We start from the raw sequence: 26163 nt of genomic DNA, 5'->3' as shown, positions 1-26163 counted from the left end.
AAATTACCCAAGTGGATCAGAATGATATGTGAGAATCGCTTGGCGGAGACGAGGGCGCTCGACTTATTCGCGTAAGCTACTGATTCGACACTATCTTCTCAGTTCGATCTTCGGCGTTACCCGGTTTCTTACCCGTTTCTCCGGCTCTGACACCGCGGCTTGTTCACCCGTTCCGCAGCATCGCTTAGGTCACCGAAGTCTCGCCTGAAGCTCTGCCAAATTCTATACTCGTGATCGGCCTCGTCGCAAGGGCGCGCGCCCAATCCAGCCGCCACTTTGACGTCATCATCACAACGCTCACTCTTCGTAGAGCAATTCCAGCTCGAGCTGCGGAATGGTCTGGTCGACGCTCGCCAGCTTGGAGACCGATACTCCGACTAGCCGTATGCCCACCGTCACCGGATACACCGTGCGGACCAATGCCACGCTGAGCTCCCGCAGCTTGGCTTGCGTCGTGACCGGCATTGAAACCGTCCGGCTGCGCGTGATCAGCCGAAAATCCGCATACTTCACCTTCACCGTGACCGTGTGCCCGTAGGTGGCCGTCTTCTCGCACCACGCCCACACGTCGTCGGCCATGGCGCAGATTCCGGCCTCGATGTCGGTCGCAGCAAACAGGTCGTCCGAGAAGGTGGTCTCGCTGCCCGACGATTTCCGTTCCCGGTTCGCCACCACCGCGCGGTTATCCTCCCCGCGTGCAATGCCGTAGCACCAGGCGCCTGACTTGCCGAAGTGCTCTTCGAGGAAGGCCAGTGTCTGTCGCTTGAGGTCGGTGCCGATATGTATACCGAGCGCCCTCATCTTCTCGGCCGTCACCGGCCCGACGCCATGAAACCGTTCTACCGGCAGGCCCTCCACGAACCCCGGGCCTTGGTTGGGCGTCACCACGAACTGACCGTTGGGCTTCTTCTGGTCAGAGGCCAGCTTGGCGAGGAACTTGTTGTAGGACACACCCGCCGAGGCCGTGAGACCCGTCTGCTCCAGAATGCGTGCGCGGATCTCGGCTGCGGTCCCCGACGCCGTCGGGATGCCGCGCAGGTTCTCGGTCACGTCCAGATAGCCTTCGTCCAAGGACAACGGCTCCACCAGCGGCGTGTAGGCGTGGAAGATCTCCCGGATCTCGTTCGACACCGCCCGATAGACGTCGAACCGCGGTGGCACGAACAAGAGTTCGGGACACTTGCGCAACGCCGTGGCCGACGGCATCGCCGATCTCACGCCGAAAGCCCGCGCCTCATAGCTCGCCGCCGCCACCACGCCGCGCTTGGCGGCGGAGCCGACCGCCACCGGCTTTCCGCGCAGCTCGGGATTGTCTCGCTGCTCAATGGACGCGTAGAAGGCGTCCATGTCGACGTGGATGATCTTGCGCACGGCAGTATTCAACTCCAGATCCCACACAAGCCATCGTTATCGGGACGACGGCCTTAAGAGTATATTCCAAGCCGCACGCGCCACAGTCTCTGACTATGTCTGCCGAGCAAGATGGATTCGTGCCGCGCGCACTCCATCCTCGGGACCTATGTGGTTTGCGGGATCTCGTGCCCGGCAAGCCGACGTTCGATTTCATCGATGGTGAGACGACGGGCGTCAATTTGTGACAGTACTGGATGGGCAGCCGAACCGAAGCGATGCAACCCATAGTGCCCCATCGAGATCGGGCCGATACTTTGCCCGAGCCCTGGAAGGACAAGGACGACAAAGCTCCCATGATGTTGCTCGAGAAGATCGCTTGGGAGTCGTAGGGGACCAGGCGCGATCTGCGTATCCAAGCGTTTCCGGTTGGGCGTGAAGATCGTGAAAAAGACGCCCTGCCGACCGCCGTTGAACAGGAATGTGAAGGCACCTTCGTACGCCAGCCGGTCGATCACCGGATCCGGAGGCAGCGGCGCCAAGATCGAAGAGCCTATGAACGGCAGTGTTGCGCGCCGCTGGGGGTCAGTCTCACGCAAGACGCTGCGCAATGTTTCCTCATACGGGAGTTGAGCAAATGCTGGTCCGAACAAATTGTACCCCAGTCCCAACGCCAGCTTGGCTTGAAACCGCTTTCCGTAATCGAGGTTGATCTGCATCGTGCTTTGCCCCTGCTTCTCGCGCCATATGGGCGCGAGGTGCGCACGATCGCTGCGTGACTGGTCATCCTCGGGCGAGCAGCATTCCACTATTTGTGAGACGTCGGTCCGTGTGAGGAGCCTGAGGGGTGCACGCGGAAAGGCTGTGCGAACAGAGAGGAGCGCGGTCTCGATCCAAAACAGGTTGGGGCGCGAGAACGACATATAAACACGACCCGGATCACGGCGTCTGCGCCGGATCGGATCCCCGCCTGCGTAGGTGCCGAAACGAACCTCGTCATCACGCATATGGAAATGGTAGATCCGCTCGCCGCGCGGACCAATCCATGTTTCACAGATCTCACCGTCATCGAGGGCCACTGGAATGACGCCTGCGTATGCAAGCGGCAGGGGCACGCGTCGGTTTGGATCAAGAAAAGGGAGTGCGGCACTGATTGCCGCCACGCTCATGAAGAAGGACCGCTGAAACTCGCCGTCGACGAACAAACCCACGTTGTTGTTGCAGCGGCCGCAGACGTCCCTGGTCTTGAACACGTCTGGCGCGCTTGCGCCACCCAGGCGTCGCGGCCAAAGATGCTCCAACGTCCGCTCGGATCCGGGCTTCTCGACTCCGCAGTAGATGCAGCGAAAGCCGTCGAGATCGGTCATGGCTGCGTTGCCGCCGATTGCCTGCGATAATCATCGAGCCTGCCTTGCAAGCGGTTCAGGATCTTCTTGTCTGTTACGGGAATGTAGAAGGGCGAACACTTGACGTCCTGCATCAAGGTGGCCGCGATCAGCTGACCGTTCTGGAAGCTTTCGACAAGAATCCATCGCACCAGATAACCCTTGATGGCGTCGGCATAGTAGTATCGCAAGGGATGGTAGAGAAAGTAGAAGCGCCCGATGGAGACACGCTTGCCACCAAGGGGAAGCTCGCTGAGGCCAAACCGACTGCTCTCGCCGGTTAGCACGTTGGTGTAGACCACGGGTGCTGAGAAGCAACTAGGATCAATCAGTGTTGGGCCCGAGAGGGGGCGAGCTTGCCGCCCAACGACGGTGACGTCGATGGCCGTGACGATACCGGCAGGAACGAAAAAACGATCCGGAGGAACAACCGAACCATGCGGCTTGAGCGGGATCCTCATGGATTGACTTTGGTCGAGTTCCAGGTGTGCGCCTGCAACGACTTGTAGGATATCCTGAAGTGTCCGCCCCTCCGACAGGTAGGTCTTTGCGCAACAGTATGCCATCTGGCTCTGCTCGGATGGAACATCCCACACGGTGCCGTCGGTATAGATCAGCGCGATGCGCTCGATAATGTTGATGACATGTGGCTCGCCGATGGTCACCTGGATAGCATCCTTGCGCACCCGCGTCGCATGGCCATCGCGAACAGAAATCAGTTCGGGGCTGGCTGGTAGCAACGAGCCGGCTTGGTCGAATGCGACCGTAAACAGATCGACCCCGTGTCTTTTGGCGATTTTTATGGCGCCATCCTGGAACCCTGCTGCGGTCACGAACACGGCCTTGTTCGCATTCTGATCCCTGGCCTTTTGCGCGAAGGCTTCCATGTCGGAGGTGCCGGTTTTGCGCGTGCGGTTCTTGACCTCAATCAGCACAAGATAGCGCAGCGACCCAAGCTTGAAGCGGACAACGACATCGAACTGACGGTCATTGATGACCTCGTTCCACGTCACGTCCGCGTTTGTCGTCGTGATGGCATGAATGCCGGCAACAACCCGCTCCAGGAATTCGTCATCGCTTATCATTGGCCGACCTTGTGGCGGAAGGGCCTAAGGCTGGCGGACGCCGCCCCTAGACCGCCCGACCGTGGGCTGATTCGCTGGCGAGTCACAGACAAGCCCGATCGCTGACTGACTTGTGTGACTGTCGCGCCTAAGTTGCCAGTTGCCTGCTTTCACTTGAACGATTGACTACGGGGGATGTCTTGACCTGGACCTGCATTGCCGTGCTGCCCAATATCCGCGCCGACGATCCGGTTGAGGGCGGGCGAATTGCCCTGGCTTCAGCGCTAGATGGCCGTGTCGCAGCAGCCGTGACCCGGCACCCGTCGCTTGGAGACTTCCTGTCGCGGTTCTACGACACGCACAACAACCGCATCACCCCCAGCGTCCTGCTCTGGGATACCGCGACCGAGTCTGATCTCCCTCCGTTCGAGGCCGTGTGCGGCTTCCGCGACGCCGTGGCTGTGTCTCACGTCCTGCTTGCACGGGCTGGCACGATGATCGCCAGCTACCCGCCGCCAACCCAGTGGATGGACAGTTTCAGCATCTTCCCCTGGATGCTGACGCGCGACTATCAGGACATCGCGTGCAATACCCCCGCGGTCCGCGGCTTGCACAATATCAAGAGCTTTCGCGGGCAGATCGTACCGGAGCTGGTCGAGCGCTCGCTCAGCGCCCGCGATCTCGACCGGCCGCTTTTCAATGCCCTCATCCAAAAATGGAAAGAGGTCTACTTGCAAGGCGCCGACACTCACGCTCATACAGCGCTGTTTCGTTCGCTCAATATGGCGTTTCGCGCAGGTGCAATCCCAGGTGGGATAGATGCGACGGCCTATGACTACGGCCGATCGCTGGCGCTCTGGGTGTCGGCCTTCGAGATCCTGGCGCACCCCGGCGGGGACGGCAAAGCCGATCTTCTCAAGGTCTATGCGCTTCTCGAAAAGGCGCCCTATGAAATCAGAAAAGTCTCCGACGCCCAATATGGCGCCTATGACAATCGCAACAAGCAGGCAGCGCCAAGGAACCTCGCATGCTGGCTCTATGGTGAGATCTACCAGGCGCGCAACGACTTCCTGCACGGCAATCCGTTGCCTCCGGATCGGCTTCTGATCAAAGCGTCCCACCGTCACCTGCTGAGCTACGCTCCACCGCTTTTCCGCGTGGCCCTGTCTGCGACGCTCGACGTCCGGTGGACGAAGCTCCAGCCACCTCTGACGGACGCGGAGGCAAGCGGACAATGGATCTCTGACCAGATCGATTTTCTGGATTCGCAACGGGTGGTCGAAAAGGCTCTGGCGACAAGCCTTGTGCCGGCGCCGGCTACCCCCTGATGCTTGTACAGCCAGCCACGTTGCGACCGCATGTACCCGGCCCGCAACCTGATCAATCAGGACACGCGCTGCGCTGGCGCGGGGCATTGAAGGCACGCACGTCGGTTGCTCTGGAGTTCGATATACAGGCGTTTTGCTGCGTTGGATCTCAGCACCGCGCTTACCTTAACATCCGAGACTCAACAGGAGGACCGTCCTGGCGGCTCTGCGGCGAGCTCAGATTAAGCCGTTCGACGGTACTGTTACCGGCAAATTCCGAGCAGTGGGAGGTGACATGCGCGAAGAGACTTACATGGCCGAGCGGGAGCGCTTGGTCAGCAGCATCCAACAGAACCATCGGCGCAGGGACGACAAGTTGGCGCTCGCCCGAAAGGAGTCCGACCCTGGACTCAAGCAGATGTACGAACTGGAGGCGCAAAAGGCCCAGGAGCAGATCGACAAGTTCGAAGCGAAGCTGGCTGACCTTGACAGACGTTACGAACGGCTTGAGCAGAGATCCTGACGCGTCGCTGCTGGACTGCGGCAAGCCCTGAAGGGCGACTTCGCCCTGGTATTCGTTGCGTCGCAACATATGTTCGACGATGCGAACATTATCATACGTTCGACAACTCGAACATCTTGACATGTTCGGCCAATCGAACATATCCTATTGTTTGATAGATCGAACATCGGATCGACCCCATGATCATTCAGAACCCGCGTGAGCTCGGCGGCTTTCTGCGCCAGGCGCGTGAGGATACCGGCTTGACCCAGGCTGATCTTGCCGACCAGCTCGGTGTGCGGCGCCAGCGCGTCCTCTATTTGGAGCGCGGCGAAGGCCAGCTACAGCTGGCGTTCGTGTTCTCGGTGATGCGGGCCTTGAATGTAGACTTGAGCCTGACGCGCGCCGCCGAGCCTGTACGCACACGCCGCAAAGCGAACCCGGCGCCTCCCTACTCGATCGACGACATCGCCGACGGCGGCAAGCGCTGATGGCCCGCGTCCTCGAGGTGAGGATCGCCGATGCGCCCGCCGGCCAGGTGATCCAGCGCGCGGGTGGAACCTATCGCTTCGAATACGACAGCGCCTACACCGACGATCCCGCCAGCATTCCGTTGTCCTATTGCATGCCGATGACGCAACGCGTGCATGGGACGCGACCGATCGGGAACTGGATGTGGGGTTTGCTTCCGGAAAACGAGGTCACGCTCAACCGATGGGCGCAGCGTTATCGCGTCTCGGCACGTAACCCATTCGCCCTACTCGCTGCCATCGGCGAGGACTGCCCGGGAGCGGTGCAACTGGCGGCGCCGGGCTTCGATTTCGCAGGCCGCGGCGGCGTGCAATGGATCTCGGCGTCCAATCTCGCGGCGCGTATTCGCGCGCTCCTCCGCGATCCCGGTGCCGGGCGGCTTGCCGAGGACACCGGACAGTTCAGCCTGGCCGGCGCCCAGTCGAAGACTGCGCTTTATCGAACCGGCCAGCGTTGGGGTGTTCCCAATGGGCGCACGCCGACGACTCACATTCTGAAACCCGAATCCCAGCAATTCCCTGGTATCGCTGCCAACGAGCACTTCTGCCTGGAGCTCGCGCGCGCGGCCGGGCTTCCAGCCGTCCGATCGGAAGTCCAGGTCTACGACGGCATCCCGACCTTGATCGTCGAGCGCTTTGATCGCTATCGCGACCGGCGTGACGGGCTCATCAAGCGCATTCACCAGGAGGACTGCTGCCAGGCGCTCGGCGTGCACCCGAGCCACAAGTACCAGGCGCAGGGAGGCCCGGGCGTTCCCGAGATCATGGATCTGCTTCGCTTCACGAAAGCACCGGAGGCCGATCGGGACCGCTTCATGCAGGCGCAGGTCTTCAATTGCCTGATCGGTGGCACCGATGCGCATGCCAAGAACTATTCAATCCTCTATGAGCCCGGAGGTGCCTTCCGCCTGACGCCGCTTTACGATCTCATCTCGTTCCTGCCCTATCATCGCCGCCGGTCCCAGCTGACGCTGGCCATGACCATTGGCGGACGCAAGGCCATCGACGAGATCGGGCGCAGCCACTGGGAGCGCACGGCGGCACGCTGCGGATACGACAGCGGCCGCACCGTCGCCTACGTGAGAGACTTGACGGCCAGCCTGCCCGACCTTGCGGCAACCGTTCGGCGCGCATTGCACAAGTCCGGCGTGCGGCATGAGATCCTGGATCGCTTGGTGGATCAGATTGCGGACAACGCTGGACGTCTTGCGAGGCGGACGTGATTGCCGCCGGATGTCAGTGACTAGGCCCGGATGTCGGCTAGTGGGACAAACCCACTTTCATGGCAACGTCTGCGACGGGCCAATAGCGACCCAAGCAATCTATTCGAACGGTGCATCGCACAAAGTTGAGCCGTCCCAATAGCTGACATCGTCAGGCTTTGGTTGCTGATCATTGCTGCGTCGGCGGTCCGAGTCCGCTTGCGGGTGACAAGCGGACACCTACGGAAATTGCCGAATTGTTGTTGGTTTCCCTTGGCGGGCATCGATCGCGCATTCGCGCGGCGGGTTGTCACGTACGGCGTCGAAAGGTTGATCCGGCACAATTTGAAGTGCAAAAAGAGCACCGGGTGTTCACCGCGTTTTGCAGTGAAACAGGGAATGCGATGGTCGGGCCGCCACGCGGATAGCGTGTACCTATGGATCCGAAATTTCCCACTAGGGCCGTCCCGCGGCCCCAAATTCTCGCTGAGCGTGCCTATCACACCCTCGAACGCTTCCTGCACATCGAAGCAGCCAGCGGCGGCGTCCTGCTGATTGCCGCAACCGTCGCCCTCGTCTGGGCGAACTCACCGCTGTCCGGAAGCTATCATGACTTTTGGCACCTGCCTCTCTCCATAGGACTGGGTGAGCACACGCTCTCGAAGTCGCTGCATTTCTTGATCAACGACGGATTGATGACGATCTTCTTCCTCGTCGTGGGGATGGAAATCCGGCGAGAAATTTACGAAGGCGCGCTGAGCCGGTTTGATCAGGCATTGCTGCCGGTCGCTGCTGCTGCGGGCGGCGTCATTGTGCCAGCGCTGATCTACCTCGCCTTCAACAGCGATCCCGTCCGGGGCCAAGGTTGGGCCGTCCCAGTCGCAACCGATATCGCCTTCGCCGTGGGCGTCCTCGCGTTGTTGGGACGCTCGATCCCGGGCAACGTCCGGGTCTTCCTTTTAGCGCTAGCCATTATCGACGATGTGATTGCAGTGCTGATCATCGCCTTCTTTTATTCTGGCGGCCTCGACTACAGCGGCTTCCTCGTGGCTGTCCTCGGCATCCTGCTGATCCTCGGCCTGCAGCGGATTGGAGTCGGCTCTGCGTTTGTTTACGTCGTGCCGGGCGCTATCGTCTGGATGGGTTTGCTCTTGACCGGCGCCCACCCGACGCTCGCTGGCGTCGTGCTTGGCCTGATGACACCTGTCGTGTCCGTGCCCATGCGCGAGCCTCCGCTCGAAGCTCTTGCGCGCATCGCAGAGGAACTGCGCAAGGGCGATGCGGTTGCCCGCAAAGACACACACTGTTTGGCGATTCCGCTGCGCGCTTTGCGTCTGGCGCGTCGCGAGATGTTGCCGCCCGTGGTGCGGGTTCAAGCGGCGCTGCACCCGTGGGTGGCCTTCGGCATCATGCCGATCTTCGCGTTGGCTAATGCGGGCGTATCCGTGGGAGGTGTCGATCTCTCGTCCGGTGACGCACAATTGATCATGCTCGGCATAGCGGCGGGGCTTGTCCTTGGCAAACCCATCGGCGTCGTTTTCGCGACCTGGCTGATGGTGCGCCTGAAGCTGAGCGAGCTTCCACCGGGCGTGACGTGGCCGGGAGTTTGGCTGATCGGTCTGCTAGCCGGTATCGGCTTCACTATGTCCATCTTCATCGCCATGCTAGCGTTCCAAGGTGAGGCCCATCTGGGCGCAGCGAAGCTCGGCGTGTTGCTTGGTTCGCTGATCGCTGCTGTCGTTGGCCTCGCATGGGGCGCCGTGGGTATTCGGCGCCCGCGAGTGTGAAAAGCGTCCGCGCGCTTGGCCCTTAGCAGAATCTGCCACCTCGACTGGTTCTCCCCAGAAGGAGACATCGAACGCCAGCGATCTCAGCGCCGATCACGTCTTGCCTGACGTCTGCTTTCAGACGAGCAAGGGTTGTGACAGCTCCATCCAGCGCTACGTTCGGACCTCTGTTAGCTAAGTAGGTGCGCGAGCAGATCAATCGGACAATATCCTCCGTGTCGAGCTGGAACCCGTCGTGGCGACGGTATGCTCAAAAGGAACGCGCAATCCATACCGTCGTTGGTTTTCCGCCAAGCGGCTAAAAATGTTGACGTCAGAATCCTCGAACACGGTCTGTATTGCCACCATGCCAAGCATCTATATCGCGAGGTTCCTCCGCGAGGGTCACCGCACGACAACTGGCGCACCAATCCTGGAAAAGCACAGGAATTTAAAGCCTCTCCCAGGTCAGCCACGTCTAGGAGTTGCGCTCGATACCACCTTCATTGATCCAGCGGACATTATCCAGCGGAGGGGGTGGCAGACCGACAATTCCCGTTTCCATGCAATTCTCCAGTAGCAGCTCACGGCCTCATGCCGCGAGCCGCTGTTAGGCTGCGGCACCGCTCCGGCGCGGCAACACCCAGTTGGGACGCGGAAAATGGCAGGTATATCCGTTCGGAATCCGCTCCAGATAATCCTGGTGCTCGGGCTCGGCCTCCCAAAAATCGCCGGCGGGCTCGACCTCGGTGACCACCTTGCCAGGCCACAATCCCGACGCAGCGACGTCCGCGATCGTATCCAGTGCTATGGCCTTCTGCTCCTCGCTGGTGAAAAAGATTGCCGAACGGTAGCTCACGCCGCGGTCATTGCCCTGACGATTGAGCGTCGTCGGATCATGGATCTGGAAAAAGAACTCGAGCAATCGGCGATACGTGGTCTGCGAGGGATCGAAGATGATTTCGATCGCCTCGGCATGGGTGCCGTGATTGCGATACGTCGCGTTCGGCACATCGCCACCCGTGTACCCGACCCTTGTCGAGATCACGCCGGGCTCTTTGCGGATGAGATCCTGCATGCCCCAGAAGCACCCCCCGGCAAAAACAGCGCGCTCCGTCGTCATCAAATGTCCTCCACTTGATCGAGATAATCACCATACCCCTGCGCCTCCATCTCGTCGCGCGGCACGAAGCGCAGAGAGGCCGAGTTGATGCAGTAGCGCAGGCCGCCGCGATCGCTCGGTCCGTCAGGGAAAACGTGGCCGAGATGGCTATCGCCGTGGGTCGAGCGCACCTCGGTGCGGATCATGCCGTGGCTGGTGTCTCGCAGCTCGTTGACGTTCAGGGGCTCGATCGGCTTGGTGAAGCTCGGCCATCCGCAACTCGACTCGTACTTGTCCGACGAAGCAAACAGCGGCTCGCCCGAGACGATATCGACATAAATACCCGGCTCCTCGTTATGGAGAAGGGCACCGGTTCCCGGATGCTCGGTCCCGCTCTGCTGCGTCACCCGGTACTCCTCGGGTGAAAGCCTGGCGATGGCGGCGTCGGTCTTTTTGTAGACAGCCATGATTTTCTCCTCCGAATTCCTGCAACAGAGAATGGGGATCGAGCCGCATGGAGTCCAATACGCCGCGACTATAGTTTCGATGCGGACGCGCCCGAGAGACGCGGCATCGCAACAGTGTGAAATTTCGGTTCGCGAAAAAGTTGCCGGCCTGCAGAGGCCGCCAGCTGAACGTCACGACAAAGCATGGCGCTCTATAAGCATACGGAGCTGCCGCAGCACCACCGCCGTGCCCGATCCCGAAATCGACTGGAAGGCGATCGTGCGAGAGAGATCGAGCGTTTCAACCGGCCGCAAGGTAAGGCCGGGCACGATCGCAGAATGCTCCGGCAGCATGCAGACGCCGGCACCCTCTGCCACGGCCTGTTGGATCAAATCCTCTCGTTCGGATCTGAGGCGCGGGATCATGATAATCGCGCGCGCGCGCAGATGATCGTTCACGCGCATGCGGAATTCGCAGTGGAGCCGATCGAGATAAGGTTGCTCCGACAAATCGGCGAGCGAAACCGCGGTCTGGCTGGCCAACGGATGCCCCTGCGCCATCGCCAGCAACAGCTTCTCGCGGAACATCTCGACGGTGGCGATCTTGGCACTTTTCGTCATGGGATCCGAGGCGAAGCACCCGTCAAGCTGACCTTTCAGCAAGCGCTCAATCCCTTCGTCGCGCGTGATGGGCTCGAGAACCAATTCGAGCATTGGCAACTGGTGCAGAGCCTGCGTCACAAACCCAGTGATCAGCGCCGGCGCAATGGTGTTCACAACGCCCAGTGTCAACGTTTCGCGGCGGCCGCGAACGCGATTGAGGGATAACGCGCGCACCCGCTGCTCACCTTCCGCGAGCGCGGCGAACTCGGAGCGTATGTCGCGTCCGAGAGCCGTCAGCCGGGTGTCCTTTCCATCGCGATAGACCAGGGTTCCGCCTAATTCCTGCTCGAGCCGCTGGATGGCGCGTGTGAGCGTGGGCTGAGACACTCCGCTCCGCACGGCCGCCTCAGTGAAGTTAAGGGTGTCTGCCAGTTGCAGGAAATATCGGATCTGATTGAATTCCATCCGGACAACCGTTTCGCTTTCTCGCTAGCCGCGCGCTGCGTTCAACGCGTCCACGCTCGAGCCGAAGACCCAAAGCCGGCGATAAGAGCCGCCAAGATCACGACGAGTGCTGTGTAGGCGACCAATGCCTGCCATGCGGCTCCGGGAAATCCCACCAGCAGCAAGGTGTCATTGCCACCCGGAATCAAAACCGCACCCGCGCCCATCAGAAGTCCGCCGGTCAGGTGACGCAGAATTCCGTTCCACGTCGGAGCCTTGAGCCGCAATGAGCGCTCGCGAAGCAGGGAGGATGCAAAGCTGCCCAACGGCATGCTCAATATTGCAACGGCTCCCGCTACCGGCAACGTCACTACGGACGCTATGGATGCAGTAATGGAGAATTGCGGGGCAAGGCTGACCAGCATCGCGAAGCTCACTCCAACCAGACCCATCGATAAGGCGAGCAGGGGGAAGTTCGCATCCTGCCGTTTGGTAAGGAAAAATCGAACGGCGAGAAGCGCCACGAGCAGCACGAGGAACGGCACGATGCCCGCCGGCAGAGGCGTACTCAACGGAGGTTGTGCGGGAAACAATTGCGTAAGGGAGTCGACGTAAGTGGCGATGAAAATGCCGACAAAGACCAAGCTGAACTCGACGTCTCCGTTCCCAATGTGGCCAATCGACCCGAAGACGCATGCGCCGCTCACGTAGCTGCCGAGAGCGAACAGGAGCACGCCGGGGATCAGATATTCCAGTGGGAGCCACCCTTTCGGCATAAAGGTCGATGCGTCCAGCACCGCATAGATGAGAGCCGCCCAGATGCCGCTCTCGAGCAGCGCGATCGAACTTGCGGGCCGCTTTCGCGACACCCACTCCGTGGTTGCGATGACGGTGCAAACAGAACCACGGTTGAGCCCGAAGCCGAGCAGGAACGCGAGGGCGGCGATCAGAAGTATGCCGAGCCAATCGGCCCCGACGCCATTCAAGATGGACACTCCAGGAAGGAAATTCGTGATTTCGTTCATCTCACCGCCAGCTGGAACATGAGTTGGCGCCTGGTCTGAGGGCCGGCCCGGCCAACGTCGCAGAGCCTCTGCAGCAAGGCAAAAGTCGGTTTCACGGTGCCGATCATCCGATCTCGACCACCACGCGACCACGTATCTTGCCCGCGAGTATGTCGTCGGCAGCCGGGATCACCTCCGCCAGAGTAATTGACCGGGTCATAGCAGAGAGCTTATCGCGATCGAGGTCGCGAGCGATCCGGTCCCACGCCTGCAGGCGAAGCGCTTTTCGCGCATTGACTGAATCAATGCCGAGCAGCGCAACGTTGCGGAGAATAAAGGGCGCAACCGACGCCGGAAGATCCATGCCGCCAGCCAGTCCGCACGCGGCAACGGCGCCGCCGTACCGGATTTGGGCGAGGAGGCTCGCCAGCGTGGTCGAGCCGATCGAGTCGATCCCCACGGCCCATCGTTCCTTTTCAAGTGGCCGGCTTGGTCTCGAAAGTTCGGTCCGATCGAGGATCTCCACAGCGCCCAGTTCTTTGAGGTAAGAACTCTCGGCCGCTCGGCCCGTCGAGGCGACAACGCGCCAGCCGGCCTTAGCAAGCATCGCAATGGACATCGAGCCGACGCCCCCGGACGCACCGGTCACAAGAGCGGGACCATCGGACGGGCTGCAGCCGTGCCTCTCCAGTGCAAGGAGGGCGAGCATGGCAGTGTAACCAGCGGTGCCGACGGCCATAGCCTGTGCGCATGTCATACCCGCAGGCAAAGGGACGAGCCACTCGCCCGGAACGCGCGCCCTTTCGGCAAAGGACCCTAGGTGGCTTTCGCCGGTACCCCATCCATTGAGAACCACCTGGTCTCCCACCCGGAAATCCGCGTGGCTGGAAGCCTCGACGACCCCGGCGCAATCGATGCCGGGTATCATGGGGAAGCGGCGCACAACCGGGGCCATGCCGGTGATGGCTAGGCCGTCCTTGTAGTTCACAGTCGAATGCGTGACGCGAACCGTTACGTCGCCATCCATCAGGTCGGACTCATCGAAGTCCTTCAACGAGACGGCTTGGCCTTGCACGTTCTTTTCGATGACGACGGCTCGGAAAGTGCTCACGTCGGATCTCCTTCGTATGACATGCCGCGCGGTTCTTCCGACCCTGTGCTCGATAGGTCGCCGGACCGGGGCGAGCGGTCTTCAAGGCTGATCGGACGTGCAACCGCGCCTTGGGCTAATGGCGGACGGGGGCACCCCGGTCGCTAAGCCCCGCTCAGATCAAGTCGCGAAGCTGTTTGAGGAGGGCAGCGATGTTCTTCTCGTGCCGCTTGTAATAGGTCCAGGGACCAATGCGTTGCGAAGTGACCAACTGCGCGCGTTGCAAAGATGCCATGTAGAGAGAGATCGTCGACTGGGAGAGGCCGGCACGCTCCTGAATGATGCTCACGCACACGCCGACGTCCTCAGGATCGACTTCCTGCTTGGGAAAGTTTTTACGGGGGTTCTTCAACCACCCCAGGATTGCTAAGCGGGCGGGATTGTCCAGCGCTTTGAGTGCTTCGTTGATGTCGATGCTCATGTAATCATACGTAGCGATTTTTTGAGATATTGCAATATATAGCTCGATGCTGGGCCGTGGTTTTGTGCCGGCGATCAGTACCAAGCCGGTTTTTCGCCGTCGGTACCAGGTTTGTTTACGCCGATAGAGGCCCGGACGTCCCTGGCCCGGTACTCCACGAGCTTGACGACAAGGTCGGCAACACTCTTACGGGAAACCTCGGTGCCCTTGAAAGGCTCGCCTTTTTGCGTGAGCTCGTAGTCGACCTCGTCCTTATCGGTCAGCCACGCTGGTCTGACAATGGTGTAGTCGAGGTTCGAGGATTCGATGACGCGTGCGGCGGCGCTGTAGGTCTCGAGATAACCGCCGTCGAGCATGTCGTGGTTCCATCGACCGAACGCGCCAGGAACCTCGTCGTAGATGCCGAGTGTAGAAATCCAGATCAGCCGTCGGACGCCTGCAGCCATCAGCGCCGCAACCACCGAACGCGCTTGCTCTTCAATATTGTCGCCTGCGAGATTGGCGTAAACGACGTCGTGACCCCGCGCAGCGTTCTCCAGCCGAGCTGTATCCGTGACATCGCCTTCGATGAGCCGGGTGCGGTCGCCTACCAGGCTTTGCAGGCGCTTTGATTTGCGCAGATAGAGCGTCAGGTCGTTCGCATCGTCCTGACGGAAGTACCGTATGGCGTGCCGTGCTATTTCGCCCGCAGCGCCGAGAATGAGAATCCTGGCCATGATGAAAGTCCTTGTCCCGTTTGTTCCGCGCCGAGCCGCGTCCAGATTTCCGAACGCAGCCGCCGGCGCTCATTGCTGATACGTAAGATAGTCGGTGTAGCCCTTGTCGGTGCCGCCATACATGGTCGCCGGATCAACTGGGTTCAGCGGCCAGTTGTTGGCGATGCGCTTCGGCAGATCGGGGTTTGCAATGAACGGCCGGCCAAAAGCGATGAGGTCCCCCCAGCCCGCCTCGATCACCCGTATCCCGCGCTCTGCGGTGTACTTTCCGGCGTAGAGGATCCTGCCGCTGAAGTTCTGCCGCACGTCGGCGCGGAAGCTCTGGGGCAACTCCGGGGCGTTGTCCCAATCGGCCTCGGCGAGCGAGACGTAGGCGATCCCGATCTCTTCCAGGACCTTGACGGCCTCAAGGTAGGTCTTGTGAGGATCGTCCTCGACCAGCCCGAGATATACGCGATCCTCTTCGGTCGTCGCGAACAGAGGCGCAAACCGCACCCCAAGCCGGTTATTGCCAACGACATCGGCGACGGCTTGCGTCACCTCACGCAGAAAGCGCAACCGATTTTGCAGGGAACCGCCATACTCGTCCTCGCGCCGATTGGTGTGCGCGGAGATGAACTGGTTGACCAGGTAGCCGTTTGCGCAGTGGATCTCCACACCATCGAAGCCGGCATCGAGCGCATTGCGCGCCGCTTGAGCGTAGAGCTGCACCAGTTCCTTGACTTCCGTAGTAGTCAGCGCACGCGGAGGTGAAGGTGGCGCCAGCGCTCCTTGGCCGGGGCCTGTTTCGATGAACACCTTGACGCTTTCCGCGGGGATCGCGGAAGGAGCGACCGGAGCCGCTCCATCCGGTTGCAGCGATGTATGGGAGACTCGCCCGACATGCCAAAGCTGGGCAAAAATTGTCCCGCCTTCGGCGTGGACGGCGCTCGTGACCTTGCGCCAGCCCTTCACCTGCTCGGGACTATGGATGCCGGGCGTCCAGGCGTAGCCCTGGCCGCGAGGCTCGATCTGTGTACCTTCTGTCACCATGAACCCTGCGCCGGCGCGCTGACGGTAGTAGGTGGCCATGAGGTCGTTGGGAACGTTGCCCGGTTGCGAACTGCGCGAGCGAGTGAGCGGAGGGAGAACGATGCGATTCTTCAGGGTGTAGGGGCCCAGTTGAGCACTCTTGAACAGCGCGGAATCTTTCACTTTGCGTCTCCTAAATATCTCGATTGGTCGATGTGACGAGGCGGATAAATGCCCGTCAGAACAGCCCGAACGGCGCGTCGTTGAGACTGACGTAGATGTTTTTCTTCTGGCTGCAGGCATCCAGCATGTGAGCGTGTGGTTGATGAGGCCAACGTAACGATGAATCGCTATATGTCAATATCATAATTCATAGATTCTTTCTCGCAGCCGCTGAACTTCGTCTCGTTGGCGGGCTAATCGTCGCTTGGAATACGGCTGGTTACCGATATCTGGGGTCCTGCGGGCCGATCCCGGCGTTCAAATTCAGCCGCCATACCTTTCGGTCTTGATCGAGACTGCGTTAACTCCCGCCTCGAGCGCACCATCGGCTGCGCCATCGACAAATCCGTTTGATCCGCAGATGAAGACGTCTCCTGGTGTAACGGGGAGGCTGGCGATCAACTCGGCGATCATCGAGCCATCAATGCGTCGCGCAAAGTCCGATGGCCGCTCAGGATGCTCCCGGGTTATTGCCAACGCCACTTTGAGCTGAGGATCGGCCGCTTCCATCGCCAGCAGTTCTTCGGCGAACAGCACGTCGCGTCGGGTCCGGGATGACAAGAGCAGCGCCGTTGGAATGGTTTGCTTGCAAGCTTGTCGTTGCCTGATCATCGCCATCAGGGGGACGAGACCTGAGCCCGCACCGATCAAAAGGACTGGAGCGGTCGCAGATGCGGGCCAGAGAAAGTGTCCCCCCAGCGGACCGCGCATTTCAATCTCGTCTCCTACTGCCGCAATGTCGTGGAAAAACGTCGAGACTTCGCCGTCGGATAGGCGCTCGATGGCAAGCTCGATGATGCCCGAGCTGTTGGGCGCCGACGCGATCGAATAGCTTCGCATCGCCACATAACCGTCGGACGCCGTCAGTCGCACGTCCATATGCTGGCCAGCGATATGAATAAATGGTTCGGCCAGCCCGAAGAAGAAGCTCTTGATACTCGGTGTCCGCGGGACAATGTCGGCAATGGTACATATCTGCCAGGGCACTGGCCGCGATCCGCCGTTAGTCATTCGTGTATCTCTGTTCGCGCCAGGGATCTCCATAGATGTGATAGCCGCGCAGTTCCCAGAAGCCAGGCTCGTCTCGTTGGGTAAACTGAAGACCCGTCACCCATTTGGCGGACTTCCAGAAGTACAGGTGCGGAACGAAGAGGCGCGCTGGTCCTCCATGGTCGCGCGGAAGCGCCTGCCCCTCGTATTTCAAGGCGACCATCGCCTTTCCGGATGCAAGATCGGCCAGAGGCACATTTGTCGAATATCCATCGTAGCTGTGGGCGAGCAGGAAATCAGTGGGATGCTTCACATCGGCATCAGCGAGGATATCGTCGACGAGCACGCCCTCCCAGACGGTATCGATCTTGGACCAGGATGTTACGCAGTGAATATCGCGCCTCATCTCGGTCATAGGGAGCGCGTTAAACTCGTCCCAGTTCCAGACTTTGATGGGCCGAGGGCCGACCTTGAGCGTAAATTTCCAGTCGCTGGTCTCGACATGTGGCGTCGGCCCTGCCGTCAGCACCGGGAAATTATCTACGAGATGCTGGCCCGGCGGAATGCGGCCGGATTCGTTTCCACCCGATCGTCGGCCGGTGAAACCTCTGGTGGCCATGGTAAGCTCCTTTGTGCGTTGTCGCTCGGCCCCACTAATCGGGCTGCTGCTGGATTTCAATCTCTGCCGGCGTTCAAAAAAGGTCGGCATGCAAAACTGCGGATTTATGCGGCCTATTCTGTCTTACTCTCCCGACTATTCGTACGCCTTTTGATTGCTCGTGGACTGGGTACCTCCTGCGGCGAAAGCCGCCATGAGTCTCTTAGCAGTGAGTAGTTGTCCTCCGCCCACACACATAGCCCAGCAAGCGGCACCGCAAGACTAAACCCGAGAGGTGTGAGGTCGTACTCGACCATTGGCGGAACGACCGGGTGCACTTTGCGCGAGACGAGAGCATCATCTTCGAGATTGCGTAAAACCTCTGTCAGCATTTTGGGGGAAATCGCGCCGATCTTTTTTTGTAGATCGGTATAGCGTTTTGTCCCCTGGCTCAGGGCATAGATAACGAGCAACGTCCATTTATTGCCCACGCGCTTGACAACCTGATGCGCCGGGCACTCGACGCTGAACACATCAATTTCCCGAATCCTGGCTAGAGCCCGATCAGCCTCGACATGGCTTGCCTTCGTGCTTCGCTTAGAACGTTGAACCATAGCAATTCCTACCAAATGGTGCGTCTCGCACGAGGACGTGCATTCTTCCCAAGCTCTTGGCTCGTATGTCATCCTTTTGGAAGCCGTCAATGAATTTCGCGTGGACGATGACGACCGGCCTGCATTCGAAACAAGCATCATTGCAGACCAGGGAACTTGTGCAGCGGCTGCGTTCGCGGGCGGTCGCTTCGATCTGAATGACGAGACCATCTGCGAATAGACAGAGCTGCTGCGGCCTGATGTTGGGCGAGCCGCAGTAGCTGACCCACAATGAGGAAGCGATGCACGATCTCAGTGTTAATGGAAGCAAGCTCTCCGTGTCGGCACCCGACGACATGCCATTGTTATGGGTGCTGAGGGACATTGTTGGACTGATGGGCACCAAATTCGGCTGTGGGATTGCTCAGTGCGGTGCTTGCCTGGTGCATGTCGACGGCGAACCGCGGCGCTCCTGTGTGACGCCCATCCGTGATGTCGCTGGCTCCAATGTGACCACCATCGAAGCCGTCGGCGTGACGTCGGAGGGCAAGGCGGTGCAGAAGGCATGGATCGAATTCGACGTCCCGCAGTGTGGATATTGCCAATCAGGGCAGGTCATGTCAGCGGCGGCACTGCTTTCGTTCAACTCGGCACCCACCGACGTCGACATCGATGCGGGAATGGCCGGCAACATCTGCCGGTGTGGCACTTACCCGCGAATTCGCGACGCTATCAAGGCCGCTGCAAGAGATCTTGGCGGAGAGCAACAGTGATTGGCCGCACGCAGTATTTTCGGCAAACCACTTCGCGACGCTCCTTCATCAAGGCTGGCGTGGCTTTCGGCGGTGGCCTTGTAATCGGCTGGGTTCCGGAAGGCTATGCGGCAGGCGATGCCGGCGACCCGTCGCAGCCCTTCTCGCCTAACGCTTTCGTTCGCATCGACACTTCTGGGAAGGTAACGGTCGTGTCACCCGCCGTCGAAATGGGGCAGGGAACTTACACGGCTTTGCCAATGCTCGTTGCTGAGGAGCTCGATGTCGATTTGAGCGACGTCGCCGTCACGCACTCTCCGGCAAGTGACAAACTTTTTGCCAACCCTATCTTTGGCGAGCAAATTACGGGCGGGTCTACTGCAGTGCGCGGATTCTTCAAGCCGATGCGCGAGGCGGGCGCCGCCGCCCGCAAGATGATCGTTGCAGCAGCAGCTGAGCGGCTCGGCGTAGAGGCAGCTGAGCTTTCGACGGACAGGGGTGCAGTTATTCACCCCGGGACCGGCAAGCGCATCGCCTACGGAGAGCTTGTCATTGAGGCTGCAAAGCGGCCCGTCCCTGGCAACGTTGCGCTCAAGAATCCCTCCCAGTTCCGCATCATCGGCACGACGGCGAAGCGCCTTGACACCGCAGGTAAGGTCAATGGCACGACGGTCTTCGGGATTGACGTGAACGTACCCGGAATGAAGATCGCGACAGTGGCCGCCTCCCCCGTGTTCGGCGGCAAGCTGACCTCGGTCGATGAGGCGGCGGCGCTGGCTGTGCCTGGCGTGCACAAGGTCGCGAAGCTCGACAATGGCGTGGCGGTTATAGGCGACCACTACTGGGCGGCAAAGATGGGCCTTAACGCCGCCGCACCTCAGTTCGACGATGGTAAGCATGCTGCGCTGAGCACCGCCGATATCGTGGCGTCGCTGGCCGATGCAGCCACGCGCGACGGCGCAGTCGCGCAAACGACAGGCGATGCTGCAGCGAAGCTCCGCGACACGGCCAACAAGCTTGAGAGGGTTTATGAGAACCCGTTTCTCGCCCACGCCACCATGGAGCCTATCAACTGCACGGTGCACTCGAAGCCGGAGGCTTGCGAAATCTGGGTGGGGACCCAAATCCCGAAGCGAGCGCAAGATGCCGTTGCCAAGATGCTCAGTCTCAGTGCAGAACAGGTCCGAATTCACAATCACTATATCGGCGGCGGCTTCGGCCGGCGTTTAGAGCTGGACTTCATCGTTCAGGCGGTGCTGGTCGCCAGGCAAGTGGATTATCCGGTCAAGGTCGTATGGAGCCGCGAAGAGGACATCCAACACGACATGTATCGGCCCTACTACTATGACCGCATAGCGGGGGCGGTAGATAGCACCGGCAAGCTCGTCGCATGGCAGCACCGCGTTGTCGGTCCGGCTCTTATGGCGCGCTGGTTCCCGCCCTTGTACAAGGACGGTGTCGATTTGGATGCCGTTGATGGCGCTATCGACCTCCTCTACGACATCCCTAACTTCCATGTCGACTATGTTCGCGAAGAAGCGCCGATACCAATGTCCTTCTGGCGCGGGGTGGGGGCAGTGCGCAACGGGTATGTGGTCGAGTGTTTTGTCGACGAACTGGCCGCCGCTGCAAATCAGGATCCTGTCGCCTTCCGGCGGCGCTTGCTGGGCAAATCGCCGCGAGCGTTGCACGTTATGGAACGGGCCGCCGAATTGTCGGGCTGGGGCAGCCCCCTTGAGCCCCGGAAAGGACGGGGAATCTCGCTCATGAAGGCGATGGGCAGCTATATTTCGCAGGTTGCGGAAGTGGCGGTCGATGGCGACGGCCAGGTTCGTGTTGATCGCATCGTTTGCGTGATCGATACCGGGGTCGTCGTCAATCCAGACACGGTCGTCGCACAGATGCAGAGCGGTATCATATTCGGTCTCAGCGCGGTTTTATGGGGCAACATCACGATTAAGGATGGCCGAGTTCAGCAATCGAACTTCGACGATTACCGGGTGATGCGCATCAACGAAACGCCCGAGATCGACGTCGAAATTATCAAGAACAACGAGGAGCCCGGTGGCGTAGGTGAGCCGGGGACCTGTGCGGTTGCGCCGGCAGTCATCAATGCCATCTACGCCGCGACGGGCATTCGCCTGCGCAAGCTGCCAATCGCTTCCGAGCTCTTCAAGTCCGAGCCTCGAATAGGACGCAACTCGTGACGGCTCTGTCCGCGAAGGAAACAACTATGCGAACACTCGTCATCTGCTTCGCCGGTGCTGCAATGATTATCACGACGGGAGTAGTTGGCAACGCGGATCAGAAGCACCTCAGTCAGTTGAAGCTACCATCCAGCTTTTCTGCAATCCCCGACAAAAAGGAACGGTCGATAGCCCTCTTCATCGAAGCGGGAAAGGTGATCATGAGCCCACGCTGTGTAAATTGCCATCCCGCTGGTGATCGGCCGTCTCAAGGCGAGGATGGCCGCCCACACCAGCCGCTCGTAGTGCGTGGTCCTGATGGCCTTGGCGCCATGGGCATGCGCTGCACGTCCTGTCACGGCCCCACGAATTTTGATCCAGGGCAGGTGCCCGGACATCCAAAATGGCACTTAGCACCCATAGAGATGGCTTGGCAGGGAAAGACGCTGGGGCAGATCTGTGAGCAGATCAAAGATAAAGACCGGAACGGCGGAATGACGCTCGATGCCATCATCCATCACATGGCCGAGGACGAACTCGTGGGCTGGGGTTGGCATCCTCGCGTCGGCCGCGTTCCGGCACCCGGAACCCAGAGCGAATTCGGTGAACTCATCCGTGCATGGGTCGAGACCGGAGCCGCCTGTCCGGCTTCCTGAGCATCGGATGGCCAATCACTGTTACAAACGATGGGATCTTCTTCGGGCACGCGCCGTCGGGCCGCGCCGAAGCGCCATCTCCAACTTGCAATCATTGAGACTATGAGGAGCTTGCAACCTCATGCAGAGTGATCTCGTCTATGTCGATGTTCTCGCCGCCTGGCGCCACTACCTCGAGCACGCGATCGGGGCATAGGTCCGATCCTGGAGCTTTTGCAGACGGCCGCCGGGGGATTGAGGAACGCATTTTTTCGAATAAGTGACTTCCGGTATCTCGGCGTTGTGTTCATCGGCCTGCCACCAATGCTGCAACTGCTCCGGTCGCCTCTGGGTCAGTGGCGCTCATTCGACGGAGAGGCTCGGCGTCTGCTTTTCACCTCGATGCCGACCTACACGCATCAACGCAGAGCACTCTCCGACTGAGGGCCGCCGACTTCCGCAATTCGGACAACTCTCCTCAGCGGCAACTTATGCAATAGGGCAGGATCCAACATAATCCCGGCAACAGTCAGGGAAGGACGGCTGGCAACTCGACAATTTGTATCAAGCCACCGCCCGGTCGATTGGCGATTCTGATGTCCCCGCCGTCCCTACGGACGATTTCGCGGGAGATCGTAAGACCCAATCCGGCGCCTGGAATTTTCTGGCCACGCGCCCTGTCGGCACGGAAGAACGGCTCGAACACCTGATCCAACACGTCCGGTGATATGCCCGGCCCCTGATCGGATATTGTAATTCGTGCCATTTCACTTCCCGTCACACTCACGATACCACGCTCACCATGAGTTGCAGCGTTGATAAGGTTTGCCGGATTCGTTCCGCTGAGGCCTAGGCGAGGGAAGTCCTATGTGCTTGATAGGAGCGTCACTCAAATCTCGGTCTTCAGTTTCTTGAACATCTCCTGAACGTACTTTGCCAGCGGGCGTTTGCCGTCCTGCTCAGCCCAGCTGTCGGTGGCAAGCCGCAAGATGCCCATCGATATCATGGCAACAATCCGCCATCGATCACGGTATTCCTTCTTCGGCCAAAGCTCACACAGACCTTCCAGGACGGCCCGCTCAAACTGCTGCATTCTCCCCTTGTTGCGGGCACGTAACGCCTCGCTTTGCCGCACAAGCCGGGCGGTCACGATCATCTTGGCTTCCCGGTGCGGCGCAACAAGCTTCAGCACGGCCTCGCGAACGATGTCGAGTGGCTCCCCAGCAGACCCGCTCTCGACAACCAGCGCCTTGATCTCATGCGCATACCCCTCCACGGACGCGTGCAGGATCTCTTCCTTGCTGTCGAAATAGTAGAACAACGTCCTACGCGAGATGTCGGCTGACGCAGCGATCTCCTCGAGAGTCGTTGCGTCGTAACCCTTGGCAACGAACAACGCCAAGGCAGCCTCCGAGATGCGCTGAAGCGTTTCCTGCCGCTTTCGCTCGCGCAGGCCCTTTGGTTTCGCTGCTGCCTCAACCATCGGCAGTTTTCCCCACAATTCCATCAAGTGCGTAATTACACTATGGTGCCACAATCCGGCCATTGATAAATTTTACACCGCAGTGCAATCTATAGAGACAATACATGGGAACTCTCGTTCATGACAGCTCTGGCGGATCCGGGCCGACAGTCTCTGGCCAAAATGCGCCCGACGCGCGGAGTCGTCGTACGCGCTCTCGCTTTTGCCGTCGTAGGTGTTCTGCCGGCTTGCGCATCGGCTCCGCTTGTTCAGGGCCTCACGCTGTCATCTTATGAGGGGCTTGCTCCATCCGACGGTGTGATCACGAAGTCTCGTGTTCGAGTCAACGCACCGCCAGTGTTGGCGTCGCACACGATCAACATCATACCCACGACATTCTCGGCGGAGGCGGCACCGAAACTCAACGACCAACAGCGGACATTGGTTGCAAATGCTGTCAGCCGTGCCCTGTGCGTCAGCTTGAGCGACCGCTTTGAAGTTGTGACGATTGACACCCCAGCAGATTTGACGGTGAAGACCGTCATTACACACGCCACGGAGACGGACGAATTCGCAGCGGGCCTGTCAGCGGTCGCATCGATCGGATCGAGTTTCGTGGACATGGGCGCTCCCGTCCCCGTACCCCGCATTCCGATTGGCCTAGGAAACCTTTCGATTGAAGCTGAGACGCTTGACACCCTCGGCCAGCAGCAGGCCGCCATGATCTGGGGCCGGGGCGCCACAGCATTCTTCAGCTCACCCAAGGCGTCGAAGGCAAGCGACGCCTACGATCTGGCGGCCGCCTTCGGCGACGATTTCGGATATCTGCTCGTCAAGGCCAAGAGCCCCTTCGAGGGGTTCGATCCCAACCTTCCTTCTTTGCATAAGATCAATTCGGCGATCGGTCTCGCACCCAAGCACGCGGCATGTGAAAATTATGGACGCGCGCCCGGCATCGCAGGAGTCGTTGGTGGCAAGCTTGGCTTACCACCGGAATGGACTGACAATGGCGGCAAGAAAGTTGCCGCGCAGTGATGGAAAGCGGCGGTCAGCTGACATCGCCAAAACGCGGCGTGGGAACCTTTCTTCATCAGCTCAAATCTCCGCTAATGATGCGTTGAATGGCATCCATCACTCGGCCCGAAGACCGCTAAGATTTCCAGCCTGAGATGGATGAGCGAGAGGGTACAGCCAGTCTCTATAAAGCGTGATATCGCTAACAACTTTTTCACGCCTATGGCACCAATCCCCACGGCGATAAGCCCCAAATTGTCGAGCTTGAACCGAGCCAGCTCCCGCGGACCCCCGATCCGCTGCTGTTGGGCGCCCCGCGGCCAAGAGGGCCGCGGTCGGCCCTACCGCGTGGCCCGTTGCGGCCCGGGCCACACGCCCGAGCCCCGCCGGAGGGCGGGTCTCGGCCCATGCGGGTGACGGACCTGGCGCAGAATAAGAACGAAGGACCGCCGATGCGGTCCGCGTGCTCAGTGCTCAACGGTGTTCAGGCCTAAAGCGTCGTCGATCTCGTCCAGGGCGCTCTTTGCCATGCGCTCCCACTGTTCGGTTTCAGCATTGTGGCGATTGATCAGCACGACCTTGGCCGACCCCAACGCTCTGAGCAGTTCCTCTAGTGCGCTCGCGGCTTCGCGCGGGAGACCGGAGTTCACGAAATCAGGCCCGAGACTGTCGGAAAGAGCGTTCAGCTCTTGGATGAGATGTGCGCGCATCGTCAGGTCCTCGTTTCTCTTCAGCGGAGTCCTACCACCCGCCGGTGCTGACTGTCATGTCGTCAACGCCTGCGTCGCGAGCAGGTGACAGAGGGTGGCGTCCCCACTGCCGGCCGGCTGCCGTGGAAACGAGGGAGAGGTGGGCGGCGGTCGCCGTGACGGGCTCGAGGTTGCGAGAGAGAGGCTCTCGCCGGCCCGTCGCGGAGACCCGCGATGTCCAGATCCACTCCCCCAGCCGGTGCCGGTGGCGACCGGCCGACGTTCTATGACGACATCACCAACAAGATCATCGCCGAGCTCGAGGACGGCCGCGTGCCCTGGGTTCAGCCCTGGGGCACGCCGTCGGCGAAGGCCCAGCTCGCGATGCCGAAGAACGCGTCGACCGACCGGACCTATTCCGGCATCAACGTCCTCATCCTCTGGGGCGCCGTCATCGAGCAGGGCTATTCCGGCCAGAGTTGGTTGACCTTCCGGCAGGCCCGGGCCCTCGGCGGCAACGTGCGCAAGGGCGAGCGCGGCATCACCGTCGTCTACGCGGACCGCTTCGTTCCCGACGATGCGAAGCGACGCGCGGCATCCAGCGGCGGCGAAGCGCGCGCCATTCCGTTCCTGAAGCGCTTCACCGTCTTCAACACCGACCAGTGCGACGGGCTTCCCGACGAGATCGCGACCGTCGCGCCGCCCCCGCCGCCCGGCACCATCGCGCCGCGCGTCGAGGCCCTGATCAAGGCTACCGGCATCGACTTCCGCATCGGCGGCAACCGGGCGTTCTACGCCCCGGCCCAGGACTACGTGCAGGTGCCACCGCCGGCTGCGTTCTTCGAGCCGATCAACTGGCATCGCACCGCCTTGCACGAGCTCGGTCACGCCTCGGGGCATGCCTCGCGGCTGAAGCGTGATCTCTCGGGATCGTTCGGCTCGCGCAAGTACGCATTCGAGGAATTGGTGGCGTTATCTGGACAGTCTGGCTGTGAATTATCTGGACAGTCCGGCGCGAC

General features: G+C 60.4%; 27 protein-coding genes. 10 read left to right on the top strand and 17 right to left on the bottom strand.

Annotation, left to right across the window (positions count from 1 at the left end):
• Positions 1–297: 297 nt before the first annotated feature.
• The 3 genes from dinB to V7082_RS15295 form a co-directional block, all read right to left on the bottom strand.
• Positions 298–1347, bottom strand: a complete 1050-nt coding sequence (gene dinB, locus V7082_RS15305; protein WP_442909805.1) for a DNA polymerase IV — start codon at positions 1345–1347, stop codon at positions 298–300.
• Positions 1348–1517: 170 nt separating this feature from the next.
• On the bottom strand, positions 1518–2717 hold the full coding sequence (locus tag V7082_RS15300; protein ID WP_334149992.1) for an HNH endonuclease: 1200 nt from the start codon (positions 2715–2717) through the stop codon (positions 1518–1520).
• Positions 2714–3820, bottom strand: a complete 1107-nt coding sequence (locus tag V7082_RS15295; protein WP_334149990.1) for a restriction endonuclease — start codon at positions 3818–3820, stop codon at positions 2714–2716. The genes V7082_RS15300 and V7082_RS15295 overlap by 4 nt, the downstream gene beginning before the upstream one ends.
• Positions 3821–4020: 200 nt before the next feature.
• Between V7082_RS15295 and V7082_RS15290 the strand changes: the two genes are divergently transcribed.
• From V7082_RS15290 to nhaA, 5 genes are all read left to right on the top strand, one after another.
• Positions 4021–5127 (top strand): hypothetical protein, encoded by a 1107-nt coding sequence (locus V7082_RS15290; protein WP_334149988.1) that lies wholly within the window; start codon positions 4021–4023, stop codon positions 5125–5127.
• A gap of 274 nt (positions 5128–5401) precedes the next feature.
• Positions 5402–5629, top strand: coding sequence for a hypothetical protein (locus V7082_RS15285; RefSeq protein WP_334149986.1), 228 nt, complete (start codon positions 5402–5404; stop codon positions 5627–5629).
• Positions 5630–5808: 179 nt separating this feature from the next.
• Positions 5809–6099, top strand: a complete 291-nt coding sequence (locus tag V7082_RS15280) for a helix-turn-helix transcriptional regulator (protein WP_334149984.1) — start codon at positions 5809–5811, stop codon at positions 6097–6099.
• Positions 6099–7361 carry a type II toxin-antitoxin system HipA family toxin gene (locus tag V7082_RS15275; protein WP_334149982.1) on the top strand — a complete coding sequence of 421 codons (1263 nt, stop codon included), beginning with the start codon at positions 6099–6101 and terminating at the stop codon, positions 7359–7361. Before V7082_RS15280 ends, V7082_RS15275 begins: the two co-directional genes overlap by 1 nt.
• A 416-nt stretch (positions 7362–7777) precedes the next feature.
• Positions 7778–9127, top strand: a complete 1350-nt coding sequence (gene nhaA / locus V7082_RS15270; protein WP_334149980.1) for a Na+/H+ antiporter NhaA — start codon at positions 7778–7780, stop codon at positions 9125–9127.
• A 589-nt stretch (positions 9128–9716) separates the two neighbouring features.
• On the opposite strand, the gene msrA is transcribed toward nhaA, so the two are convergent.
• The 11 genes from msrA to V7082_RS15215 form a co-directional block, all read right to left on the bottom strand.
• Complete coding sequence (msrA, locus tag V7082_RS15265) at positions 9717–10229, bottom strand: peptide-methionine (S)-S-oxide reductase MsrA (RefSeq protein WP_334149978.1); 513 nt, start codon at positions 10227–10229, stop codon at positions 9717–9719.
• The gene (gene msrB / locus V7082_RS15260; RefSeq protein ID WP_334149976.1) at positions 10229–10675 is read right to left on the bottom strand and encodes a peptide-methionine (R)-S-oxide reductase MsrB; all 447 of its coding nucleotides are present in this window, start codon (positions 10673–10675) and stop codon (positions 10229–10231) included. The genes msrA and msrB overlap by 1 nt, the downstream gene beginning before the upstream one ends.
• Before the next feature lie 171 nt (positions 10676–10846).
• Positions 10847–11722: a LysR family transcriptional regulator gene (locus V7082_RS15255; protein ID WP_334149975.1), complete on the bottom strand. Its 876-nt coding sequence runs from the start codon at positions 11720–11722 to the stop codon at positions 10847–10849.
• Between the two features lie 41 nt (positions 11723–11763).
• Entirely contained in the window at positions 11764–12726 is a 963-nt protein-coding gene (locus tag V7082_RS15250; protein WP_334149974.1) for a YeeE/YedE thiosulfate transporter family protein, read from the bottom strand.
• A 103-nt stretch (positions 12727–12829) separates the two neighbouring features.
• The gene (acuI, locus tag V7082_RS15245) at positions 12830–13816 is read right to left on the bottom strand and encodes an acrylyl-CoA reductase (NADPH) (RefSeq protein ID WP_334149973.1); all 987 of its coding nucleotides are present in this window, start codon (positions 13814–13816) and stop codon (positions 12830–12832) included.
• A 154-nt stretch (positions 13817–13970) separates the two neighbouring features.
• Entirely contained in the window at positions 13971–14276 is a 306-nt protein-coding gene (locus tag V7082_RS15240; protein WP_334149972.1) for an ArsR/SmtB family transcription factor, read from the bottom strand.
• Positions 14277–14350: 74 nt separating this feature from the next.
• Positions 14351–14992: an SDR family oxidoreductase gene (locus V7082_RS15235; RefSeq protein ID WP_334149971.1), complete on the bottom strand. Its 642-nt coding sequence runs from the start codon at positions 14990–14992 to the stop codon at positions 14351–14353.
• Between the two features lie 69 nt (positions 14993–15061).
• The gene (locus tag V7082_RS15230; RefSeq protein ID WP_334149970.1) at positions 15062–16186 is read right to left on the bottom strand and encodes an alkene reductase; all 1125 of its coding nucleotides are present in this window, start codon (positions 16184–16186) and stop codon (positions 15062–15064) included.
• 303 nt (positions 16187–16489) lie between these two features.
• Positions 16490–17236, bottom strand: coding sequence for a ferredoxin reductase (locus V7082_RS15225; RefSeq protein ID WP_334149969.1), 747 nt, complete (start codon positions 17234–17236; stop codon positions 16490–16492).
• Complete coding sequence (locus V7082_RS15220) at positions 17229–17834, bottom strand: sulfite oxidase-like oxidoreductase (protein WP_334149968.1); 606 nt, start codon at positions 17832–17834, stop codon at positions 17229–17231. Before V7082_RS15220 ends, V7082_RS15225 begins: the two co-directional genes overlap by 8 nt.
• Before the next feature lie 113 nt (positions 17835–17947).
• Positions 17948–18427: a winged helix-turn-helix transcriptional regulator gene (locus tag V7082_RS15215; protein ID WP_334149967.1), complete on the bottom strand. Its 480-nt coding sequence runs from the start codon at positions 18425–18427 to the stop codon at positions 17948–17950.
• Positions 18428–18708: 281 nt separating this feature from the next.
• On the opposite strand from V7082_RS15215, the gene V7082_RS15210 reads away from it, so the two are divergent.
• Genes V7082_RS15210 through V7082_RS15200 form a run of 3 tightly spaced genes read left to right on the top strand, consistent with a single transcriptional unit; the run spans position 18709 to position 22000 of the window.
• Positions 18709–19179 carry a (2Fe-2S)-binding protein gene (locus tag V7082_RS15210; RefSeq protein WP_334149966.1) on the top strand — a complete coding sequence of 157 codons (471 nt, stop codon included), beginning with the start codon at positions 18709–18711 and terminating at the stop codon, positions 19177–19179.
• Entirely contained in the window at positions 19176–21365 is a 2190-nt protein-coding gene (locus V7082_RS15205; RefSeq protein WP_334149965.1) for a xanthine dehydrogenase family protein molybdopterin-binding subunit, read from the top strand. The genes V7082_RS15210 and V7082_RS15205 overlap by 4 nt, the downstream gene beginning before the upstream one ends.
• Before the next feature lie 26 nt (positions 21366–21391).
• Entirely contained in the window at positions 21392–22000 is a 609-nt protein-coding gene (locus tag V7082_RS15200) for an Isoquinoline 1-oxidoreductase subunit (RefSeq protein WP_442909803.1), read from the top strand.
• A gap of 508 nt (positions 22001–22508) precedes the next feature.
• On the opposite strand, the gene V7082_RS21580 is transcribed toward V7082_RS15200, so the two are convergent.
• On the bottom strand, positions 22509–22799 hold the full coding sequence (locus tag V7082_RS21580; RefSeq protein WP_442909804.1) for an ATP-binding protein: 291 nt from the start codon (positions 22797–22799) through the stop codon (positions 22509–22511).
• A 69-nt stretch (positions 22800–22868) separates the two neighbouring features.
• Positions 22869–23486, bottom strand: coding sequence for a TetR/AcrR family transcriptional regulator (locus V7082_RS15195; protein WP_334149996.1), 618 nt, complete (start codon positions 23484–23486; stop codon positions 22869–22871).
• 96 nt (positions 23487–23582) lie between these two features.
• On the opposite strand from V7082_RS15195, the gene V7082_RS15190 reads away from it, so the two are divergent.
• On the top strand, positions 23583–24476 hold the full coding sequence (locus V7082_RS15190; RefSeq protein WP_334149964.1) for a DUF3313 domain-containing protein: 894 nt from the start codon (positions 23583–23585) through the stop codon (positions 24474–24476).
• 446 nt (positions 24477–24922) lie between these two features.
• On the opposite strand, the gene V7082_RS15185 is transcribed toward V7082_RS15190, so the two are convergent.
• Positions 24923–25165 (bottom strand): hypothetical protein, encoded by a 243-nt coding sequence (locus V7082_RS15185; protein WP_334149963.1) that lies wholly within the window; start codon positions 25163–25165, stop codon positions 24923–24925.
• Between the two features lie 213 nt (positions 25166–25378).
• On the opposite strand from V7082_RS15185, the gene V7082_RS15180 reads away from it, so the two are divergent.
• On the top strand, positions 25379–26163 hold a 785-nt coding region (locus V7082_RS15180), incomplete at its 3' end, for an ArdC family protein (RefSeq protein ID WP_334149962.1).

It is taken from the genome of Hyphomicrobium sp. (assembly GCF_036833075.1).
Lineage (GTDB): Bacteria > Pseudomonadota > Alphaproteobacteria > Rhizobiales > Hyphomicrobiaceae > Hyphomicrobium_C.
This window is presented reverse-complemented; position numbering and strand designations above follow the sequence as displayed.

Bases quoted from the DNA above. Each gene is read 5' to 3' on its own strand.
- dinB (WP_442909805.1), bottom strand. From the start codon at position 1,347: ATGGACGCCTTCTACGCGTCCATTGAGCAGCGAGACAATCCCGAGCTG.
- V7082_RS15300 (WP_334149992.1), bottom strand. From the start codon at position 2,717: ATGACCGATCTCGACGGCTTTCGCTGCATCTACTGCGGAGTCGAGAAG.
- V7082_RS15295 (WP_334149990.1), bottom strand. From the start codon at position 3,820: ATGATAAGCGATGACGAATTCCTGGAGCGGGTTGTTGCCGGCATTCAT.
- V7082_RS15285 (WP_334149986.1), top strand. From the start codon at position 5,402: ATGCGCGAAGAGACTTACATGGCCGAGCGGGAGCGCTTGGTCAGCAGC.
- V7082_RS15280 (WP_334149984.1), top strand. From the start codon at position 5,809: ATGATCATTCAGAACCCGCGTGAGCTCGGCGGCTTTCTGCGCCAGGCG.
- V7082_RS15275 (WP_334149982.1), top strand. From the start codon at position 6,099: ATGGCCCGCGTCCTCGAGGTGAGGATCGCCGATGCGCCCGCCGGCCAG.
- nhaA (WP_334149980.1), top strand. From the start codon at position 7,778: ATGGATCCGAAATTTCCCACTAGGGCCGTCCCGCGGCCCCAAATTCTC.
- msrA (WP_334149978.1), bottom strand. From the start codon at position 10,229: ATGACGACGGAGCGCGCTGTTTTTGCCGGGGGGTGCTTCTGGGGCATG.
- msrB (WP_334149976.1), bottom strand. From the start codon at position 10,675: ATGGCTGTCTACAAAAAGACCGACGCCGCCATCGCCAGGCTTTCACCC.
- V7082_RS15255 (WP_334149975.1), bottom strand. From the start codon at position 11,722: ATGGAATTCAATCAGATCCGATATTTCCTGCAACTGGCAGACACCCTT.
- V7082_RS15250 (WP_334149974.1), bottom strand. From the start codon at position 12,726: ATGAACGAAATCACGAATTTCCTTCCTGGAGTGTCCATCTTGAATGGC.
- V7082_RS15240 (WP_334149972.1), bottom strand. From the start codon at position 14,276: ATGAGCATCGACATCAACGAAGCACTCAAAGCGCTGGACAATCCCGCC.
- V7082_RS15235 (WP_334149971.1), bottom strand. From the start codon at position 14,992: ATGGCCAGGATTCTCATTCTCGGCGCTGCGGGCGAAATAGCACGGCAC.
- V7082_RS15225 (WP_334149969.1), bottom strand. From the start codon at position 17,236: ATGACTAACGGCGGATCGCGGCCAGTGCCCTGGCAGATATGTACCATT.
- V7082_RS15220 (WP_334149968.1), bottom strand. From the start codon at position 17,834: ATGGCCACCAGAGGTTTCACCGGCCGACGATCGGGTGGAAACGAATCC.
- V7082_RS15215 (WP_334149967.1), bottom strand. From the start codon at position 18,427: ATGGTTCAACGTTCTAAGCGAAGCACGAAGGCAAGCCATGTCGAGGCT.
- V7082_RS15210 (WP_334149966.1), top strand. From the start codon at position 18,709: ATGCACGATCTCAGTGTTAATGGAAGCAAGCTCTCCGTGTCGGCACCC.
- V7082_RS15200 (WP_442909803.1), top strand. From the start codon at position 21,392: ATGCGAACACTCGTCATCTGCTTCGCCGGTGCTGCAATGATTATCACG.
- V7082_RS15195 (WP_334149996.1), bottom strand. From the start codon at position 23,486: ATGGAATTGTGGGGAAAACTGCCGATGGTTGAGGCAGCAGCGAAACCA.
- V7082_RS15190 (WP_334149964.1), top strand. From the start codon at position 23,583: ATGACAGCTCTGGCGGATCCGGGCCGACAGTCTCTGGCCAAAATGCGC.
- V7082_RS15185 (WP_334149963.1), bottom strand. From the start codon at position 25,165: ATGCGCGCACATCTCATCCAAGAGCTGAACGCTCTTTCCGACAGTCTC.